The sequence below is a fragment of the Lentisphaera profundi genome (assembly GCF_028728065.1).
Classification (GTDB): domain Bacteria; phylum Verrucomicrobiota; class Lentisphaeria; order Lentisphaerales; family Lentisphaeraceae; genus Lentisphaera; species Lentisphaera profundi.
Window position 1 is genome coordinate 17,166 of record NZ_CP117812.1, and the last position, 19,472, is coordinate 36,637.

Here is a 19,472-nt window from a genome sequence, read left to right on the forward strand (position 1 = left end):
ATTAGCTTGAATGAGTAGAAAAAGTTAAATTTTCTTTAAAAAATCACAAGAATGTATTCTGAATAGCGGACTTACTCGTTCTTATTTGGAACTACAATCACTTGGCGTAGGATTTGTCCTTGACGAAAGCTACCCTTTATGATTTTTGCGTAGCTAAATTTATCATTCACCTTGGTGATTTGAATTCTGCCGATGAGTTGGCTATCGGAATGTCCGAGGATATCCCCCGTTTCTGGGTCAATAAGAGGCGAGCCTTCAAAATATGCAGAGTATAAGTTGCCGACTTGTATAGCGCGATCTTCTCCACCTGAAAGGATCAGTGTATCTCCCTCTGTACGGATCACACGAGGGTGCCATTTTTCATCTGCAATAGTCTTATTGATTTCAAGTAGGGCTTCTTTCATGAGTTCTTTACAGGCTTTGCCTAGTGGGGTGCGATAAAAAGAGCCACTTCCAAAGCTCATATCTTTATATTGGCCACCTACATCAATTGAGGTCGCATGAGCCTTGCCTTCTACTTGCTTTGAGGCAATAATTTCACCACTTTCGACTTCAATTATGTAGAGCGTGACAGTGACGACAGCCACATGAGTACTACTTGAGAAGCCCCAGCTACTAAAAAAGGCAGAAGCGCCTGTTTTTGCGACGTGCGCAAAATCAGTGACGGAACCTTTGAGTAGGTACTGAACGTTTTTGAGACGGCCGCGAGCTACCTTTCCTTCGGGGCGAAAAAGCTTATCTTGTTGAATATCGAGTTCGCCAATAACGGCATCAATATTTTCACGGGTTAAAACTTTATAGCGCTTGGATTGCACGAGCTCATCAATCAGTGAGTCACGAATACCCTCGCCCACATTCCAGCGATAGCGAAAATGACTTTTATCGGCAAATTCCAAAACGGCAATAGTGGGGATCTTTTTATCTATCACACCAACAGGTAAGCGCTTAGAGTTCAGTTGACATGAACTCATTAAAATTAGTAGACAAATCATCGATAACAGTTTCATGCTTGGCTCCCCATTAATTACTGGATTTAGGCCCTAGGTACCATTTTTCTTCGTAGAGAAAGGTTTCTAAATCACTAATAAAATCTTCGATCTTAAAATTAACATGGTTTTCGAGGGGTGACAAGAAGTCTTCGTGTTTGCGATCTTCGCGATAAGCGGGCTGCTTCGATGGTGGCGTTAAATACTTTAGTATTTTTTTCATGGAATCATTTTTCAGTAAAATAACACAGGAATAAACACTCCAATCTCGCGGCATATAAAGCGAGGCACCGAGGAATTTTTTGCCCTGATAAGAAAGGTCGTAGTTTTCGCGAATTTCAGTCGCTAAGCCATAGGTCTCGTATAAAAAAGCCTGAATGGCTTTTGAACTATGGCGTAGATAGAGATCGATATTGAGCTCTTTTTCTCGTTTATAACGAATTGCCACACAAGCACAGCCTTCGTCGAGCAAGACACAGCCACCGCCGCCCATGCGCTTAAAAACGGGAATAGCATCATTTTTAGTCGCTTCTAAGTGAACTTCTTTATGAGCTTTTTGAGAACGTCCAAGGACGACTACAGGGTGCTTAGGTTGCCAGACCCTGATCGGTCTAGAGCCTTCTACAAGCACACTTTCACCCAAGGGTTCCTCAGACAAGAAGTCTGAGTTTTCAGAAAGTAGTGGGCGAAAGCTATCCATTAAGCATCGGCATTGGCGTAGTTAACAAAAACCCCATGTGGTTTACAGCAGGCTCTGACGCGGACCCAGCCCGTAATGGGTTCTGGGATTTGGATATAAGCAGAGAAATCAGTACCTTCATCGCCATAAAACTCATCGTATTTTGCGGGCTCAGGGAAAGCGACCGTATGAACATTATTGAGACGGTCAGTGATTTCGACCCAAGTCCAGTAATGCGCGGTCTTATGCGGATGTTTGAGCTCAGGATTGCCAAAGCTAATAATGAATTCTTTTTTGTTTTGAGCAATTTTAATGACGGGGCGATGCTTATCCATAGCACTCTCACTACGTTCTTGTCCGTCGTAATCTTGACCATTAAATTTGTAATAATTGAAACCTTTTTCAGGTCGAGTTAAAAAACTTGAGTTACTTTTGTAGCTGAAGGGATCTTCGTCTTTATATAAATCTTCGGGGGGTTCTTCATTAGATTCACAGGAAGCGAGCAAAGCAGTGCCCGAAGCGACTAAAGCTGATTTGAGGAAGTTTCTACGGTTGTTCATTTTTGACTCCATTAAGTAGATGACACTCCGCAAAGTAAATCACTTACTCACTTACTCAACTGCTGTGCAAAATTTACTCTTCTTCTTCGTCAAATTCATTATCGAGTAGGTAGGCTCGTAGTGCGGCGAAGCCAATGCCAATGACGGCGGCAAAGAAAACTGAAAAATAGTGAAAGAAAGCGACGTCTTTAATTTGTTTCTTGTAAAAATGATCAAGACATAGAGCATGAAAATCATGAGTGATATCTCCTTTGCCTTGCATATAATCAGCCAAGAATTCACTGTTGTTTTGAAGCTGATAAGCAAAATCAATATTTTGTGCAAAAATGAAAAATGCACAAGAGAAATAAAGGCTGCGCTCAATACCATTCACGGTCTGACTACCAGAAAAGCCACGGTAGAGGAAAATAGCAGCAATCAGAAGCTCTGTACCATGGCCCATATAAATCCGCATGATATCGGCCCACTCATTACGACTAGTAAAAATAAATAAGATCAGAAAAACGATATTACAGATGAGGGGGATGATATTTTGACGCAAATAATAGAGTCCATAGAGTAGGATGCCATAAGTCACATAAGTGATTTCTATTTTGCGTTGCATACCCATGGTGACACCACCGCCATAGGTAAAATCAAAAGCAGGGATCGATGGATAACCATAGATCCAGCCAAAAAAGGCATGACCGAGTTCGTGAACTAAGGTTGTGAGGGGGGAAAAGATAAATCGTGTAAAAGGGGTAAAAAAAGCAATGAGTCCTAAAGTAAGTCCCACGACTAAACAAATAGTCATTTCTTTATTGGCCTGTTTCAATTCATCGCTCTCCGTAAAATCTATTATGCTTCTACAGTAATTAGAGATAGATAATTATGAAGTGTAAAATATAAATAAAGAGACTTATATTAGCCAATAATTACTTGGGAGGACTTTTGAAAAAGGCCACGAAAATACGCATAGGGGTTTATGTAGGGCTCTATTTCTTGTTAGGGCTAGTGCTATTCTTATGCCAAAGAAGTTTCGTTTATTACCCCGTGAAAGAAGTCACACATCATTATCCACGAGAAATCCTGAAAAATGAGGGTGAGCAGATTTCAGTCCTTAAAATGAATGAAGGCCAAAGTGAAGCAGTCATTTATTTTGGTGGCAATGGGGAGAGCGTGGTCTATGCCGCGTCGGACTTAGAGCAACTCTGCGTAGCTAAGAGCCTCTATTTGATGGAATACCGTGGCTATGGGACAAGTACGGGCTCACCTTCACAAAAAGCCATCTTTAGCGATGCCCTGAAGCTCTATGATTCACTTAAAGTTAAGTATGATAAAATTCACCTCATTGGACGTAGCTTAGGTACGGGCGTGGCGATTTACTTGGCGAGCCAACGAGATGTGGATAAACTCGTTCTGATCACTCCTTACGATAGTATTCAAAGCCTAGCCCAAAAGCGCATACCCATTTATCCCATGTCGCTTATTCTCACAGAAAAGTATCCCTCCATTGATCGCGTGGGAGACTTAAAAAATCAAACGCTCATACTCTTAGCGGAAGATGATGAAATTATTCCCATGAGTCATTCACAAAAGCTTATTACGGCTTTCACGAATACTCTTCCACAAGTGGAAATGATAAAGAATGCGGGCCACAACGACCTATCCGATCGGCAAGATTATCGTGAAGAGCTAAAGAGTTTTTTAAAGTAGTTCTTGTTGTGAATTTTGATGGCATCAAGATTATGAAGTGGCCGTTACAAAACTAAGATATCTTCAGACTAGCTTTGTTATACAGACGTAAATATTTAATGAGTTAAACAAAATTTAGATAAGTCTTCAAATTCATCTTTTAGATTATCTATAAATGTCTGAGCATCGTCGACAACCTCTATATTTCGACCGATGATAACATCACAATTAAAGGGGACAAATAAGGCTTCTCCTTTTGGAAGTGATTTATCCAAACCATGCATTATAACAGGAGTGACTATAGTTTTGGGCACAAGAGTGGATACGTAATAAATCCCTTTTTTAAGTTCAGCCATTTGTCCAGGTTCACCTCTAGAACCCTCGGGATAGAGTATAAGAATATCTTCATTTTCTAGAGCTTTTTTACAATCAAAAAAAAGTTCATCTTTACTTTTTCTCGCTTTTCTTTCTAGTGGGATTATTCCCATTATATTTAGTGAAAACCATTTCAAAAATTTATTTTTCAAAAAGTAGTCCGCTGCTGCCACAGGTCTAACTTTATGGATTTGTGAGAGAGGGTATAAACTCATTAGAACAATGGTATCTAAATGGCTATTATGATTAGCTGCAATGATAGCAGGACCACCTTTTGGTAGTTGATGTCTATTACGAATATTCAAGCCAAGCATGATAAGAGTCAGGGGTTTGACGACAAGGGCAAAGAAAAGAATTTTGAGATATTTATTCATTAATAGTAGAGGTAGTAAATAAAGTGAAAAAAGAGGGGTGCAGTATAAATCAAACTATCCATACGATCTAAAATACCACCATGCCCAGGGATTAAATTCCCAGTATCTTTAATATGGAGATCTCGTTTCACGGAGGATACAACTAAGTCACCAAAGAAACCGCTGAGACTGATAATTAGACCCGCAATAAGTCCTTGGCGTGAACTAAGTGGAGTTAAGTATGGAGCCAAGAAATAGCCTACTAGAACTATGGTAGAGACACCCCCTAAAAAACCTTCCCAAGTTTTATTAGGACTAACTTTGGGAACAATTTTGTTTTTTCCAAAGCTCTTACCCCAAATGTACTGGCTTACATCATTAAACTGAGTCATGAAAAGTAAGAAAAGTACTAATCCAGCAGGGCCAGCTTGCGTATTTTTGGGTTCTAGGACGATGAAATAAGCCAAGTGACTAATACAAAAAACAGTTAACATTACGGCGAAATTCATTAAACCAGCAGAACGAATAAAGCCCTCAGTCTTTCCGATCAAAACCATGCGTATGGGGATGAATAAAAAGATGTAAACAGGTATGAAAATAATAGCCATATCATACCAATTGATAGAAATAAAATAGTACTGAATGGGGATGGCGAGATATAGCCAGAAAATGACTCTTCTATCAGCTTGTCGTACAGGAGTAATAGATAAAAATTCTTTTAAGGCAAGAAACGACAAGAAAGCAAAAAAATATATGGTAGTGGTTTTACCTATATAAAGCGAGGCGAAAATTAATGCAATCATCCACCACCAGCTTTGTGTTCTCAGTTTAAGTTCAGTTAAATCATTGGATGGTTTTTTGATTTTCAAAAGAATACGAGACAAACTTGCTATGATGAGTAATGCCATTATCAATATCATGGCCTTGATTGAATGTGGATATTGACTAATCATTTGACCTTTCCCTCGAGGAATTTATAGGCCATTATAGTTCTTCTATATACGGTGATTATACTTCCTATTATAAGAATAAGAAGACTAATATAAAGGGTATTGCCCACTTCAGTAAAGCTACTCTCGAAGCAGCTTAATAAACAAGCAAAACTAACAAGAGCCATCCTATGAGGTTTTGCCATGGGGCCCGTAAAACTTGTAGGTGCGCCAGTGGATATCGCAAGTACTCTTACATAGGCAGTCATGACGGCAATTAAAGCAGCACACCATCCCATCATTGGGAAATTCACGGTATAACCCAATGCAATTAAAATGATGGAATCGGCAATTCTATCAGGGATATCATTAAAGAGTTCTCCAGCGGGGGTTCCTTTTCCACCTTCAACTGCAACCATACCATCTAAAAGGTTACATAAGAGTCTGCCTTGAATAAAGACAACAGAGATAATTAACCAAAAAGACCTAAATTCATTATTTTGTGTCTGGAGAAGGCTATATGATGCGATAGCCGCAGCCACAATACTAAGGATTGATATTTGGTTGGGGGTAATATTTTTACTACTGATCCACTTGGCAAAAGTCACAGCTAAGTTATTACTTCTAGTTTTCAATGGACGTCTGTTGATTGTGCTAGACATTTTCTCTCTCCTCAGAAATGATGTTTTTTATACCGGTGATTATACAAAAGATAAAGCCAACTACAACAGCGGGTAGTATTGTTTTGATGACTTGGCTTGTGTTAATAGTGGAATGAACAACAAAACCAGAAGTAAAACACAAGGTTGAAATGATAAAAGAAGGGTAGATAATTTTCATCCAAGTAGTTTTAAATAGTCTTGCAAATTTTTTCACCAGTTTGATCATTACTAAGGTGAGAATAGAACTTATTAAGCCTTGAAATAGTGCTGATGTTAAAACATTATCCGCGCTAGAATTAACTAGGTACGTCCATGTGAACCAAAGTATAAAAGCAGCTAAGGCCGATATTTTATTGTAAGATGAGTTATGCATTATGTGGTAAGCTCCCTGTTTAAAGATGATTAACTATAGAGCCAAAACAAAAGCACATAAAATCAATAGTTTATCGTACTATCATTGATATAATCAATAAAGGTTCTGCGCCAATTAGCACAGGGGAGGGTGGTTTTTTCTTTACAGTGTAAGCAAGAAAACTCTTGAACGTCCATTATTCGGCTCTCATGAGGCATCTTTTACGCCATTGTACTCAATTTTAAATTTTATGGTATCAGAGTATTCTTCCTCATCGTTTGATACCTCTATAAACATATCACCATGTAGCATATGTGGGAATTCCCCTCCTCTAAAATGACAGTCTCCAATTTGTATATGTTTATCATTAATGACCTTCCAGATCTTGTCATTGAGGTGCTTGTTTTTGGTATGGACTTTTTGATTATCATCAAAAATCAGCTCAAATACTTTGGGATCACCTGAGTAGGGATTGCTCGTCAACTTATACTTATATTTCAGTAAACTGCTTTCAGAAAATTCTGCTGTATTGAGTGCCGATTTCACGATAAAGATAGTGACTATGCATGCGACGATCACTCCAAGCATACGATATAAATTCTTATAAGAATCCATTTTCCCTCCAGGGTGTTTAATTTAAGTCTTAATCAAAAATATCAACGATTAAAATAAGCGTTTAAGGAAGAAAAACATGCTGTGAGTAGCGGTCTCTGCGCTGATAGGATCATTTTAGTCTTACATTGTGGGGATTTATAAAACTAATAAGAATGAATGGGAGCAGTATAGGAGTATGAATGGATCTTGTATCCCAAGATAATACAGTGGTAAATCGGCTCAAAAGATGATTTGATGCAATGCTAGGCTACTTTCTGAAAGTCGAGTTTATTTTGATTGTATGATGTAAAAATGCGGTAATGTTATTAGATGAACCTGGGAGGTGAGACGTGTTATTTAGTAAGCTTAAAAAGCTATTGACTCTAAGCAATTTAAAAAAGCTTATTTATGGTGTTTTAGGCACTTTATTAATGGGGCTAATTACTGTCTCTATCGAGCTGTACTTAGGGCATGATGATATTGAGCCCATTGATGTTAGTGACCTTGTGGTAGTCGATGCCCCTGTTGAGTTAGAAGCTAACGGTTTCTTAGCTATTAGCCGTATTCGAAATAAATTTAATTCTGATGCTGAACAGGAACAATTAAATGCAGTCTTGAACGGAGAAGCTTATGATGTAGAAGAATGGCAAGACTTGTTACAGGAGTACGAGCAAGAAATTACATTATATGAACGGGCTATAGAGTCGGAGGACTTTTTGTCGACTCAGCTAAATAGCATGGCGGATTTGATTCCTCATTTAGGTTTTTTAAGACATTGGGGCTTGGTAAAATTGGCCAAGATAAAAACGTCCCAAATGAGTGATGAACAAAAAATGAAGGCCTACATAGGATTTAATAACTTTGCCCGATTAATTTGTCGTAGATCACAGTCGTTTATTGAATTATTAGTGGGCGGGGCCTTACAATCTTTAGTAGCGGAACAAATGTCATTATTGATTGAGCAGAGTACTGACCCTAAAGTACTAAAGTTAATTCTCGATCAGAAATATGAATACGCCGAGATTCAGTCAAATCTTATCAGAGTTCATAAAAAAGAGTTTTTTCTTATTTATAGTATGGCTGAAGCAGTCCCAGGCGGGGATCTCACTATATTTGAGGATTTAATAGAAGAGGGCAGCCTGTATACGCATCCTTTGATTTTTAACTATGTTTTTCATAAAAATCGAACAATCGAGATCTTTGCTGAAATTTATCGTGAGATGATTAAAGACGTCAGTACAGGTATCTCAGCAGTCGATTATTTAAATAAATGGAACAGCTATATCGATAGCTACTCTGAGAGTGTGAATCTAAGTGAAAAAAGAAATGCGCTGGGAAAAATTCTACCCGTTATGTACCTGCCGGCAATCGGGACACTCTATCAAAAACATGTCTTATGCCAATCACGCTTTCAGCTGCTGCGAGTTAAAGCAGCGATGCATAGTTATTTCTTACAGAATGGCGCTTATCCTGCGACAATAAATGACTTAGTTCCAAACTACTTAGAAGCTGTACCACATAATCAGCTATCTAATCAAGAAATGGCTTATACAAGAGAACTTGGTTCCGTGTCTTGTGACCCCGACATTCAAATACCCATGTTCAATCGAGAGAACGTGACCTATTTTTACTTAAATCGTAAATCTCGTAAGACAGAGGAATATTGATAAGTAAGCGCAATTCACCGTACTCAGATTCAGCTTAGACTCAAAATTTGTAGAATGAACAACGTGAAGCAATCAGATCTAATGTCAATGAAGATTTGTCAGAGATGATTTGATGCGGCCTGCGCAAAAGTTTTACCCTCCGTAAAAATCATCAAGAATTCAAGGCATAATGATTTGTCCGATCGGCAAGCATACAAAAAGGAAATGAGTGATTTTTTAATGCGCTGAAAGTGGTTTATAATCATTCAGTTTTCTAGATTTTTTTTTTAATGTTATTACTGTTGTTGATAATGAAAATATGAGAGAAGCGTGATGACTTTAGCAAAGAAATTCAAATGGAACTTTGGGGCTGCAATTCGCACTCGCGGCAAGGCGATATTTAATAATCATAAAATCATGGTGATTAATAAGAGTCCTGACGATCTATACCTAGAAGCGAAATTGAAGGGATCATCTGAGTATACAGTCTATTTTGCTTTGCTTAATGAGCAGTTATATGGTGCTTGTACTTGCCCTTATTATGAAGAATGTAAGCACATGTGGGCGGTACTATTATTAGCTGATGTAGAAGGGCGATTTAGGGGTGCTCTCGAAGATCAAGTTTCAGATTTTCTTGAAGATCATGATGATTTGGATGCGGATTCTTTTGTGCAAACAAATAGCTTTTCGAGTGTTAAGGATAAGGAAGACTGGCAAAAAAAGCAGGATGATTTGAAAGAACGTTTGTTTTGTGAAGAGCGTTTTAGGTGGTATGGCTTAGCAAATAAGCCATCTTTACTGCGTGCCTTGGATGAGATTGAAGCACAGTTCCCCGAGGGCTTACTAGTTCGTGATAGCAAGGCTTTTTGGGACTTATATTCACTGGAAGAGCATGGCTTTGAATATGGTTTTGAAAAATACTACAGTCCTGAGTTGGATAAACTTTTAAGTTCAATAAGTGATCAGGATGATTTAAGTAGCCACCTCTTACAAGCTTTTACGCAGAAGGAAGAAGTACTTTACCGTATTGACCCAGAAAGGTGTAGCACCTATGAAGTAGCTTTTCAGGTCACGGCGCGAAAAATGAAAAAAAATGGTGAATGGGGCGTGCAAAAAAATGACTCCAAGGCCGTTGCTATAGCTGCTAATCCTTTGGACATGCGAATACTGGATTTCATGGATTACGGTTCCAATGGAATTGATCACTATGCTTATTATCATAATGACACCGTAGTGTCGGGGTCAAAAATGACGAGCATAGCAGATTTATTGATTGAAACTGGGCGTTGTTATGTGGACGACAAACTACTGGTGGGCGGTGAGCAAGAGGAATTAGAGTACCTGCTTCAGGTAACACAGGAAAATGAAAATGATTATACAGTGAAGCCCTTGATTTATCGTTCGGGTAAAAAATGGCTGTCAGTTAATTCTTTGTCAATGATATGTACGCGTGGCTTTATTCATAAAGCGGCTTGGTATGCACTGGACTTGTCTTCGTTTCAACATTTTTTAAGAGGCTTTGAAAACTCTAAGGACCTTGTTTTTAATGCGCTACAATTTGGAAAGTTACAGGAGAAGATTTTTGCAGCAATTGAAGCTCCACGACTTCTTATGCCCGAAGAACTGCAAGTTAAACAAATAAGTGTACCATTGACGAAATCTATTCTTTTTGAAGAAAGCCAACATAAATTTAATCGAAAAGCTCAGTGCCGAGTCAATATCACTTTTAATTATGATGAGCTTAATTTTACCATCGAGGATAAACGTCGTGGTATGTTGACTGACGAAGGATTTGTTCGACGAGATGTAGCAGCGGAAGAGGCGGCAATAGTGGAGATCCAAAATTGTGATATTCGTCTTCACGAAGGTGAGCTGTTAATTCCCAATGATTCGATTTATAGTAACTTACAGCACCTCAGTTCCCACAATTGGGAAGTCAAAGTCAAGGGCAACCCGATTCGTTCGCAAACGAATATGAAACTCAAGGTCAAGAGTGGTATTGATTGGTTAGAAGTTGATGGGGCGGTTAGTTTTGGTGATGAGGATATTTCACTTTATGACCTGATTGATCGCATTAAAGAAAATCAAAACACGATTATACTGAATGATGGTAGCCTTGGATATTTCCGCGAGGAGGACTTCTTGAAGCTTCAAGGCCTACTCAAGTTGGGAAAGAAAACCAAGGATGGCTATCAATTTCAAAATAGCCAAACTTTCATTCTCGATGCCCTCTTGGCGGATCAGCCGGAAGTCAGTTTTGACGAGGCGTTTCAAAAAGCCCGCAAGAAACTAAATGGCTTTAAGGGCATAGGAAAAAAGAGTCCTCCCAAGAGCTTGCAGGGAGAACTACGACCTTATCAGAAGGAAGGTCTCGCTTGGTTGCACTTCACACGGGAGTTTGGCGTGGGGGCCTGTTTGGCGGACGATATGGGACTCGGGAAAACGGTGCAGGTGATCTCACTTTTAGAGCATCGTCGTTTAGATAAAAAAGTGAAGAAGCCCACGCTTATTATTATGCCGACCTCATTGATTTTTAACTGGCAACGAGAGTTCGAAAAATTTACGCCTGCAATGAACGTATATGTTCACGTAGGAGTAGAAAGAACTAAAGAACCGAAAGATTTTAAAAAACATGATGTGATTTTAACAACTTACGGTTTGATGCGCAATGATATTGAAATGCTCAAGGATTTTTCATTTGATTACGCCATACTCGATGAGGGACAAGCGATAAAGAATGCTTCTACTGCGAGTGCAAAGGCAGCGCGTTTGATTCAGGCTGATCACCGTATCATTATGAGTGGTACGCCTATAGAAAACCATCTTGGTGAGCTTTGGAGTTTGTTTGAGTTTCTCAATCCCGGCATGTTGGGCACGGCCTCTGCCTTTAGAAACTTCAATGCTTCGGTACAGGATAAGACAACTTTAGAAGTCTTTAGCAAGGCACTTCGCCCCATGATCTTACGGCGTAAAAAAGAAGATGTGGCCAAAGATTTACCGGCTAAAACGGAGCAGACACTTTATTGTCAAATGGAGGACAAGCAGCTCAAGTATTATAATAAATTACGAGATGCCTATCGTCAGGAACTCTTGGGTGTTGGCGACGCGGAGTTCCGCAAGAGTAAATTAAAGATTCTCGAAGCTCTGACACGCCTGCGTCAAGCGGCTTGTCACCCAGGCCTGATTGATACAAAACAAATGAACGACGGTAGCGCTAAGCTACAGATGGTGATCCCTCAGATTGCCGAAGTCATTGACGAGGGGCACAAGGTGCTGGTCTTTTCACAATTCACTAAGTTTCTCGGCTTGGTAAAAAAAGAGTTCGATAAGCTCAAAATCTCTTACGAATACCTCGATGGACGCACAAAAAATCGTGAAGCCAAAGTGGACAAATTCCAGAATGATCCTGACTGCAAGCTCTTTCTTATTAGTCTCAAGGCGGGAGGTACGGGACTGAATCTCACCGAAGCTGAGTATGTCTATCTACTTGACCCCTGGTGGAACCCAGCAACAGAAGCTCAAGCGATTGATCGAGCCCACCGCATAGGACAAAAACGTAAGGTATTCGCCTACCGCGTTATAGCTAAAGATTCGATTGAGGAAAAAATTCTTGAACTTCAAGAAAGTAAAAAAGCCTTAGCAGACTCGATTCTCAGTGGCGATAATAAAAGCTTACGCAGCTTAACTAAGGAAGATTTAGAGACCCTCTTTTCCTAGAATATTTTTTAGTGAATGTGCAGTTCTGATAAAGAGGATTTGATACGGCGGTAGAGTAGGGCAAAGAGGGTAAGTGTTGGCAGGATGGTGAATGTCGCTCCAGCCATGATCACGGCTAGGGGCTCGCCGAGGCCCGCCCCCATGAGTTGACTGAGTGCGAGGGGAAGGGTTTGTTTGTCGGGGCTCTGAAGGACAATGAGGGGCAATAGATGTTCATTCCAAGACATGATGAAATCGAGTAAGGCAAAGCTGAGTAAAGCCGAACTAATTAAGGGCAGGGCATGAATAAAGGTACGGATCTCACTGGCTCCTTCTAAGCGACAGATATCCAAAAGATCATTGGGGACCTGCTTCCAAATCTGAGTAAAAAAGAGCAGGCCAATGGCGTTTAAGGCTCCGGGTAAAATGATTCCCCCATGAGAGTTGCTGAGCCCTATAAGGTTAATCCATTCGAAGAGGGGTAAAATGAGTGCTTGCTTGGGAATGAGAATGACTAAGATCGCGAGAGTGAAAAGGGCTTTTTTTCCAGGGAATTCAAACTTAGCAAAGACATAGCCCGCGGAGGCACTTAAAGCCACGGCTCCTAAACAATGTAATAAGGCAATAATGAGTGAATTCATGAACACTTGGCTAAAATCAAAATATTGATATTGAGCAAGAAAATCATATTCTTTTTGTAAAGCAGCGACTTTGCCAGAATCAGCTTCTGCATCAATTTGTTTTTGGAGCTTAGCGAGATGGGGCTTATTGGATTTGAGTAAGATTTTGAAGTATTGGAAATCCAAGTTAGTCAGTATTGACCACAGCGAACTATCTTCTTTTAACACAGTCTTCTCGGGCTCTTGAAGTGGCGCAGGAGTATTTAACTTATCGAGTGTAGTTTGCGCCTGTTTGAGTTCAAGTTTTTGTCCCGAACTCAGTTCTTCAGCAGGGGTTTTCGCGAGCACTTTAATTGTTGCCTTAAGTTTGCGCTTTTCGCGAAAGCTATTGGCGCGATTGACGACTTTTTGATCGTTTTGAATCAGCACTTGACGTTGCTGTTTAAATTCTTGACTCTGAGGGAGTAGTTGATTGGATTGATAAATTTCTGGGTTGGTCTTAAAGCTCGAAAAAAACATCCAAATAAAAGGGTAGATAAAGACCAGTGAGATACCCGTCAATACCATAGCAGAAGACCAGCTTTTTAAGCGTTTATGGCGTTTCCAGCTCATTGTACCACATCCTTTTTTTGCCGCCAAAAGAGCAACCAAATGAGGGAGGCGAGACCAGGCACAATCGACATACTGATGGCGGCGGCACGATTGAATTGCTGGAAAGTGAAACCCGTTTGATAGACATAAGAAATGAGTAGGAGCCCGGCATCATCGGTGCCACCAGATCCACCGAGCAAGCGGTAAGCACCTGCGAACATCGCAATGGAATCAACCATTAAATAAATGATGGCAAAAAGAATGACGTGGGAGCAAGCGGGGATGCGTAAATGGATGAGCCGTTTGAAGAAGCTAGCACCTTCAAGTTCAATCGCTTCTTCAAGGTTTTTGGGGATTGCTTGTAGGGAACAAAGAAAGAAGAGGGTGATAAAACCAGTCCAGCGCCACACTGACTGAAAGATAAGCGCAAACATAATGAAGCGTGGATCTTTTTGCCAATTAATGAAGTCGGGGAGGCTTTCTGCCCAAGGGGAATTCACTGATTTGAGAAGTGAGAGTAAAGGCGCGGCAATAAATTGATTGAGGATGCCATTTTCTCCGTGAAAAAAGAGCAGGAACAAAATGGATAGTACGATCGGGGGCGTAATTCCTGGAACAATCAGAATGAAACTAAAAATGGGGCGCAAAGTTTTTTGGCAAGCAAGTAATAAATGCGCCAGAAAAAAAGAAAAGGGGATGATGATACAAATGGAGCCCAGAGTATAAACGGTGGTGTTTTTCAGAGCTTTGTGATAAGTGGGATCTTTAATTAAATCATAATAATGACTTAAGCCAATAAAGCTTTCGGTGCTATTTTGATTGGCAATGGTATTGGGATCGGACGTGAAGCTCATCATCAGACCCTGGAAGAGAGGGATCAACCAAAACAGGACCAGGAATATGAAAAAAGGAAATAGCAGTACGCCTGTACTGCTATTATAAGGTGAGTGAGCTTTGTGCAATGTCTCGCTAGAACTTATTTATCTTGAGGGCCTTTATCATCGGGGCCTTCTCCGCCACCCATAGAACCGCCATTATCGAGCATTTTTTTAAGCTCTTTTAAGGCTTCGGCAGGTTTTTGGTAGCCCATCATGATAGAGGCAAAATATTTTTCGCGCATGAGGAAAACAGCCATGCCACGCTTAGCATTCATATTGATCATTGGCAGTTCCTCAGAGACACTAAGAATAGTGGCACCCAATGATTCGTTCGCAAAGTACTGATTGGTGGCGAGCAGACGCGCATCTGACCATGCTGGCTTGTAAGCAGGGAAACTATTGCGATTGACAAATCGAGCCACGTTGGCTTCTTTGTCAGTCATGACCCATTCCATGAAACCCCAAGATTTATCAACGTTTTTACTGCCTTTATAGATCATTAAACCCTGACCCGCAAAAGTAGCAGATTTAAAAGATTTCTTTGTTTTTTTATCAGTCCATTTAGGGAGAGTCGCAATTCCCCATTTCCCTTCGAGTGAGGGGCAAAAGGATTGAATCATATCAAGGCCATACCAATCGGCACCAATGATCGCAAGCACTTCGTTGTTTTCTACATCGCCAGAGAAAAAGACAGGGTCAAAAATTGTGCCACGGTCAGGCATGCCGGCGATTTTAGCATCTTGGAGGCTCTTGAGGTATTCGAGGGTATCCACGGCAAGATCAAAATCGGGGAAGGCTTTTCCTTCTTCATCAAAGAGACGGCCACCGCGCTGACGTAATAAAACTTCGAAGTAAGAGGGATCAAGTGGCATCAGTTTTTGTCCTTCGGCAGCTAAATCGCTACCGAGAGTTTTTAAATCATCCCAAGTTTGGATATCATCAGCGGAAATACCAAATTCTTCAAAAAGATCTTTGCGGTAAAAAATGAGATAAGCACTAATTGATTGTGGAAGGCCATAGAGGGCGTCATCTTGTTTAAAAAGTGCGAGGCGTTGAGGGTGAAAATCTTTAGCGATATCGGCTTTTTTAACTCTATCCGCGATATCAAGGAAAGGTGCAGGACCACGTAAGAACATGCTATAGACGATTTCATCTAATTGCACGATGTCAGGAGTGCCAATACCCGTTTTCATCGCAACACTGAGTTTATCAGGCATTTCCATGAAACCAAAAGCGGCCACTTCTGCCTTGAAATCGGGGTCGATTTTTTGGTAGCGCTTCACCATTTCTTCGTAGTATTGTTTATCTTGAACTGAGCTAATCCATATCTTAACGGGTTCAGCAGCGACGCTGGCAAAGCTGAAAAGCAAAATACTAAGGGCCAGAAGTTGTTTCATGGTGTTCTCCAAAAATAATTAAGTAAATTTCACTGCCTAATAGTATGGGATTAAGCAGTGTTTATCAAGTACAAAAATCAGCTTGTGTGAGCAAAGTCTGAGAGAAGTGAACTTCTTAATTTTCAGGAAGGGTAATATTAATACTTTTTTTGAGTTAATTTACTATTGTTAGATGAATATATGGTAGCTTAAAGCTTAGGATCCATATACTTAAATTATTTTGGTGTAGAGAATTGGCCGTTCATTACTAAAAGCTATATATAAATCGAGCGTTGAGTCCATACTCGTCTCCGTTGTCACTGTAAGTGTAACTAGAGCCGAAGTTGAGTTCTGTGTTGTCTGTCACTTGCGCAGAAATACTAAAACCTGATACCAAGTGATTAGCGCCACGGTTTTGTCCCGAAAAGCTTTGTTTTCCCGAGTTTGAGTTTTTCAAACTGGCTTGAATGCTGTGATCATCATTATTATCAGTAATCCAGTCGTATTCGTAACGAAAATAAACGAGTGGGGAGATCGCGTAAGTATCACCAAGATCGGCAAATTGTATATTGAATCCAATAGTATTGACTAGTGAGTGTGCATCCGCAGAGTCAAGACTAAGATCTAATGATGAGTTACCGCTTTCATCAAATTCTTCTTGATAGTAATAAACGTAATAGAGTCCCAGTTCTGGAGATAGGGTAAAAAGTTGATTCGTATATATGGCTGTTTGCGCACTTGATCCTATGAAAAAACTATGACTATCGTAATCCGCTTCAGATGTTCCAGAGATCGTTCCGAGAGTAGAATCGCGTTCTGACTCATTCATGCCATAGGCATAACCAAGTGTGGAATTAAAGATCCAATCATTGTGCGTGTACTGGCCATAAACACCAAGATATAAAGCATCTGTGTCTAAGTTAAGATCTGAAATGCCATGTTCATCCATTTTGTAATGGGAGTAACCAGAGAAGACACCAAGTTTACTATTATGATCAACTACAAGATCTTGCCCAAAGAGAAAACTAGTTATGGAATAATCGATGCTGCCCAGTTCTCCATCTTCATCAATAGAACCATTTGCGTAGTTTAAATCAAGCCAAAATTCTTTTTGATAGTCGCCCTTAACAGGAGGGAGATCATCTAGTGAAGCCATGGAGACAGGTGCACGGAAAGTATTACCACGGGTACTCGAATTGACGGTCTCTAAAGCTAATAAAGAAGCCTCTAGGCCTACAGTCATATAAGATGAGTAGCCCTCGGGATGAATTGTGTCGAAATGAGAAGCAACTTGTTGATTAGTTAATGAGTTGAGTGCGTTATTAATTTGAGTATTTCCATTATTAGCAGCAGTAGTAACTAATGTGGCTCCTGAAGATTTATTTGGAGAGCCAGTGGCGGGGGCTAGAGTACTCGTCCCTGTAGAGCTACTCACAGATGACCCTCCAGCGTTGGTAACAACAGTTGTAGTTGTTTGAGTCGCTCCACCATTACTTGTGGGAGTTACATTAGTAGTAGTTGTAATTGTATGACCAGGTAGGCTCGGATGTGGAGTTTTGGAACTAATAGTGGCAGGGCGATGTCTATCAACGACAGATGGATGAGTGGCTAGGGAGAGGCTGCCTAGCTTCTGGGCATTGAGCGTGAGGTCAGGCTTTCCGTTGGTGTTGTTGTCACTGATGGTGAAGTCAATGAGAGCGGGGATGTCGGCTCCCTCGGCCAGATGCGTGGTTGCAGCATCGATAAGAGTGCCGCTGACCCCGCTACTTTGAGCTTCGATCAGGGTGAAACTCTGGCCGTCGAGTTCGTCTGCGGTGAGGGTTTTGGTGAGGCCGACATTTATTTTTCCCATTTTCGTTAGAACGACATTCCCAGCTCCATATTGAATCGTATCATTGGTCGCTGAGCCACCGCTTACGTCTAATTGAACGTTGAGTGTGCCCCCATCTGCGCTGGGCGCTAGATTAGTTGGATCAGGTTCAAAGTAGATGTTATTGTCAGTCGAGAACGTGAATACGCTGTTATCCTTATTTCCAAAGTCCATGATCCCATCTTCACTAATAATGATGTCTCCAGAGCCAGTTACGGCGCCGTTGGCGCCATAATAACCTTCAATTAACATTACGCCGTCATTGTCAAAATTTGAGCTGCTGCGTTGGACTAAGGTGCCGCTTTGAGTGACTATTAGTTTGCCACCATAATCGATATTAAAATCAACGATAGAGGAGATGCCAGCTACCGTACCATTTAAAAGAAAGGAAGCATTATCGTGGATATTGACCTGAGCATTATCAGAGGCAAAAAATTGTTCGTTCACTTCGAAATCTGTATTCGCCAGATCTAAAGTGGAGCCACTTTTCATGATTAGAAATTCCACCTTGGATGCTGTAATGCCTTCTTGGGTGAATTGGGTGGAGCCTCCCAGGCTATTCATGTCCAGTAAAGATGCGCCTCGGATGCCTGAGCCAGAACTTGCACCGGAAAGGTGAATAGTCCCTTTGGTTTTAATGACATCATTTGCCTGAAGTTGTGAACCCTCACCAAAAACGAGCTCGCTATCTTCTAGATTGATGACCTGATTGATTTGGAACACGGTATTTCGACCTAGTTGAATTTTGCTGTCTTGAAACTTCACATGTTCAACTTCAAATAGGGTCTTACTGCCTAAGAGTTGCAGTGTAGCATTATTTTTGAATTCAAAATTTTCATTAGATTTGAAATAGGCATTTGAGTCTTTTAGAATCAAGCTGCCACCATCGATGGATCCTTCGACTGTCGTATCTATGTTTAAGCGCTGTGATGGAGTGGTCGTATAAACATCACCACTAGCAAACAGTTCGAGGCTGGCGCCATTGGCGATATTGAGGGTGAATTTACTTGGAGAGATATTACCATCCCACGCGGTAATTTTATTACTACCTCCTGTCACATTGACAGTCATCGGAGCACTAGCTAGAGCTGCCATATCAACGAAACTTAGATCCATGTTTGAATCATTTAAGGTCAGGCGATTATTATTACCTAAAAAAAGTATTTTGACCGAAAACGAGTCCAAATCGACTTTGTTTAATGTGAGCTGGCTCGTTTGCATGGTTCGAACGAAACCGCCATTTAAGTTTGAAGTGAGACTTAAATTCGTTCCTAAGAGATGCACGGACATACGATCAGGTGCCGTGGGGTCGTTAAATGTGATATCTTTCCATATAGAATAAAAGGGGTCGCTGATCCTGATATTGCCTTCGAAGTATAAGTTTACTTCCGTTCTAGGTGTAAAATATAGCGAATCATATTTTGGGTCGTAAGTGCCAATATCACCAAATTCGCCGTTGATGAAGCCACCGCCATTTTTGTCATATATATCAGCTTTCACAAAAGAAATGAGTCCTATGAAAAGGAGGAGGATTTTACTTATGGTGTTCATATTTGAGTTCTATTTTTAAATTATATTATATTGCTCCTTCATAAAAATAAAGTATTTTTTTGAGGGTATTTAAAGTTAAG

The 19,472-nt window shown here is 40.4% G+C and carries 15 protein-coding genes; 3 read left to right on the forward strand and 12 right to left on the reverse strand.

Annotated features, from left to right (window positions below):
• Nucleotides 1-71: 71 nt before the first annotated feature.
• The 4 genes from PQO03_RS11645 to PQO03_RS11660 form a co-directional block, all read right to left on the reverse strand.
• Nucleotides 72-1,007 carry a CsgG/HfaB family protein gene (locus PQO03_RS11645; protein WP_274153366.1) on the reverse strand — a complete coding sequence of 312 codons (936 nt, stop codon included), beginning with the start codon at nt 1,005-1,007 and terminating at the stop codon, nt 72-74.
• A 13-nt stretch (nt 1,008-1,020) separates the two neighbouring features.
• Nucleotides 1,021-1,686 (reverse strand): lipoate--protein ligase family protein, encoded by a 666-nt coding sequence (locus PQO03_RS11650; protein WP_274153367.1) that lies wholly within the window; start codon nt 1,684-1,686, stop codon nt 1,021-1,023.
• Complete coding sequence (locus tag PQO03_RS11655) at nt 1,686-2,225, reverse strand: twin-arginine translocation signal domain-containing protein (RefSeq protein ID WP_274153368.1); 540 nt, start codon at nt 2,223-2,225, stop codon at nt 1,686-1,688. Before PQO03_RS11655 ends, PQO03_RS11650 begins: the two co-directional genes overlap by 1 nt.
• A 73-nt stretch (nt 2,226-2,298) precedes the next feature.
• Nucleotides 2,299-3,039 (reverse strand): hypothetical protein, encoded by a 741-nt coding sequence (locus PQO03_RS11660; protein ID WP_274153369.1) that lies wholly within the window; start codon nt 3,037-3,039, stop codon nt 2,299-2,301.
• Nucleotides 3,040-3,155: 116 nt separating this feature from the next.
• Between PQO03_RS11660 and PQO03_RS11665 the strand changes: the two genes are divergently transcribed.
• The gene (locus PQO03_RS11665; RefSeq protein WP_274153370.1) at nt 3,156-3,920 is read left to right on the forward strand and encodes an alpha/beta hydrolase; all 765 of its coding nucleotides are present in this window, start codon (nt 3,156-3,158) and stop codon (nt 3,918-3,920) included.
• A gap of 95 nt (nt 3,921-4,015) precedes the next feature.
• On the opposite strand, the gene PQO03_RS11670 is transcribed toward PQO03_RS11665, so the two are convergent.
• From PQO03_RS11670 to PQO03_RS11685, 4 genes are all read right to left on the reverse strand, one after another.
• Nucleotides 4,016-4,648: a lysophospholipid acyltransferase family protein gene (locus PQO03_RS11670; protein ID WP_274153371.1), complete on the reverse strand. Its 633-nt coding sequence runs from the start codon at nt 4,646-4,648 to the stop codon at nt 4,016-4,018.
• Nucleotides 4,648-5,580, reverse strand: coding sequence for a phosphatidate cytidylyltransferase (locus PQO03_RS11675; protein ID WP_274153372.1), 933 nt, complete (start codon nt 5,578-5,580; stop codon nt 4,648-4,650). Before PQO03_RS11675 ends, PQO03_RS11670 begins: the two co-directional genes overlap by 1 nt.
• Nucleotides 5,577-6,218, reverse strand: coding sequence for a CDP-alcohol phosphatidyltransferase family protein (locus tag PQO03_RS11680; protein WP_274153373.1), 642 nt, complete (start codon nt 6,216-6,218; stop codon nt 5,577-5,579). The genes PQO03_RS11675 and PQO03_RS11680 overlap by 4 nt, the downstream gene beginning before the upstream one ends.
• A gap of 559 nt (nt 6,219-6,777) precedes the next feature.
• The gene (locus tag PQO03_RS11685; RefSeq protein WP_274153374.1) at nt 6,778-7,185 is read right to left on the reverse strand and encodes a hypothetical protein; all 408 of its coding nucleotides are present in this window, start codon (nt 7,183-7,185) and stop codon (nt 6,778-6,780) included.
• 329 nt (nt 7,186-7,514) lie between these two features.
• Here PQO03_RS11685 and PQO03_RS11690 point away from each other — a divergent pair, with 329 nt between their 5' ends.
• Entirely contained in the window at nt 7,515-8,831 is a 1,317-nt protein-coding gene (locus PQO03_RS11690; RefSeq protein WP_274153375.1) for a hypothetical protein, read from the forward strand.
• A gap of 312 nt (nt 8,832-9,143) precedes the next feature.
• On the forward strand, nt 9,144-12,527 hold the full coding sequence (locus PQO03_RS11695; RefSeq protein ID WP_274153376.1) for an SNF2-related protein: 3,384 nt from the start codon (nt 9,144-9,146) through the stop codon (nt 12,525-12,527).
• 8 nt (nt 12,528-12,535) lie between these two features.
• Here the strand turns inward: PQO03_RS11695 and PQO03_RS11700 are convergent, their stop codons facing one another.
• From PQO03_RS11700 to PQO03_RS11715, 4 genes are all read right to left on the reverse strand, one after another.
• Nucleotides 12,536-13,738, reverse strand: coding sequence for a carbohydrate ABC transporter permease (locus tag PQO03_RS11700; protein WP_274153377.1), 1,203 nt, complete (start codon nt 13,736-13,738; stop codon nt 12,536-12,538).
• On the reverse strand, nt 13,735-14,571 hold the full coding sequence (locus PQO03_RS11705; protein WP_274153378.1) for a carbohydrate ABC transporter permease: 837 nt from the start codon (nt 14,569-14,571) through the stop codon (nt 13,735-13,737). Before PQO03_RS11705 ends, PQO03_RS11700 begins: the two co-directional genes overlap by 4 nt.
• 122 nt (nt 14,572-14,693) lie before the next feature.
• On the reverse strand, nt 14,694-15,992 hold the full coding sequence (locus PQO03_RS11710; RefSeq protein ID WP_274153379.1) for an ABC transporter substrate-binding protein: 1,299 nt from the start codon (nt 15,990-15,992) through the stop codon (nt 14,694-14,696).
• Nucleotides 15,993-16,239: 247 nt separating this feature from the next.
• Nucleotides 16,240-19,392 carry an autotransporter outer membrane beta-barrel domain-containing protein gene (locus PQO03_RS11715; protein ID WP_274153380.1) on the reverse strand — a complete coding sequence of 1,051 codons (3,153 nt, stop codon included), beginning with the start codon at nt 19,390-19,392 and terminating at the stop codon, nt 16,240-16,242.
• Between the last annotated feature and the right edge of the window lie 80 nt (nt 19,393-19,472).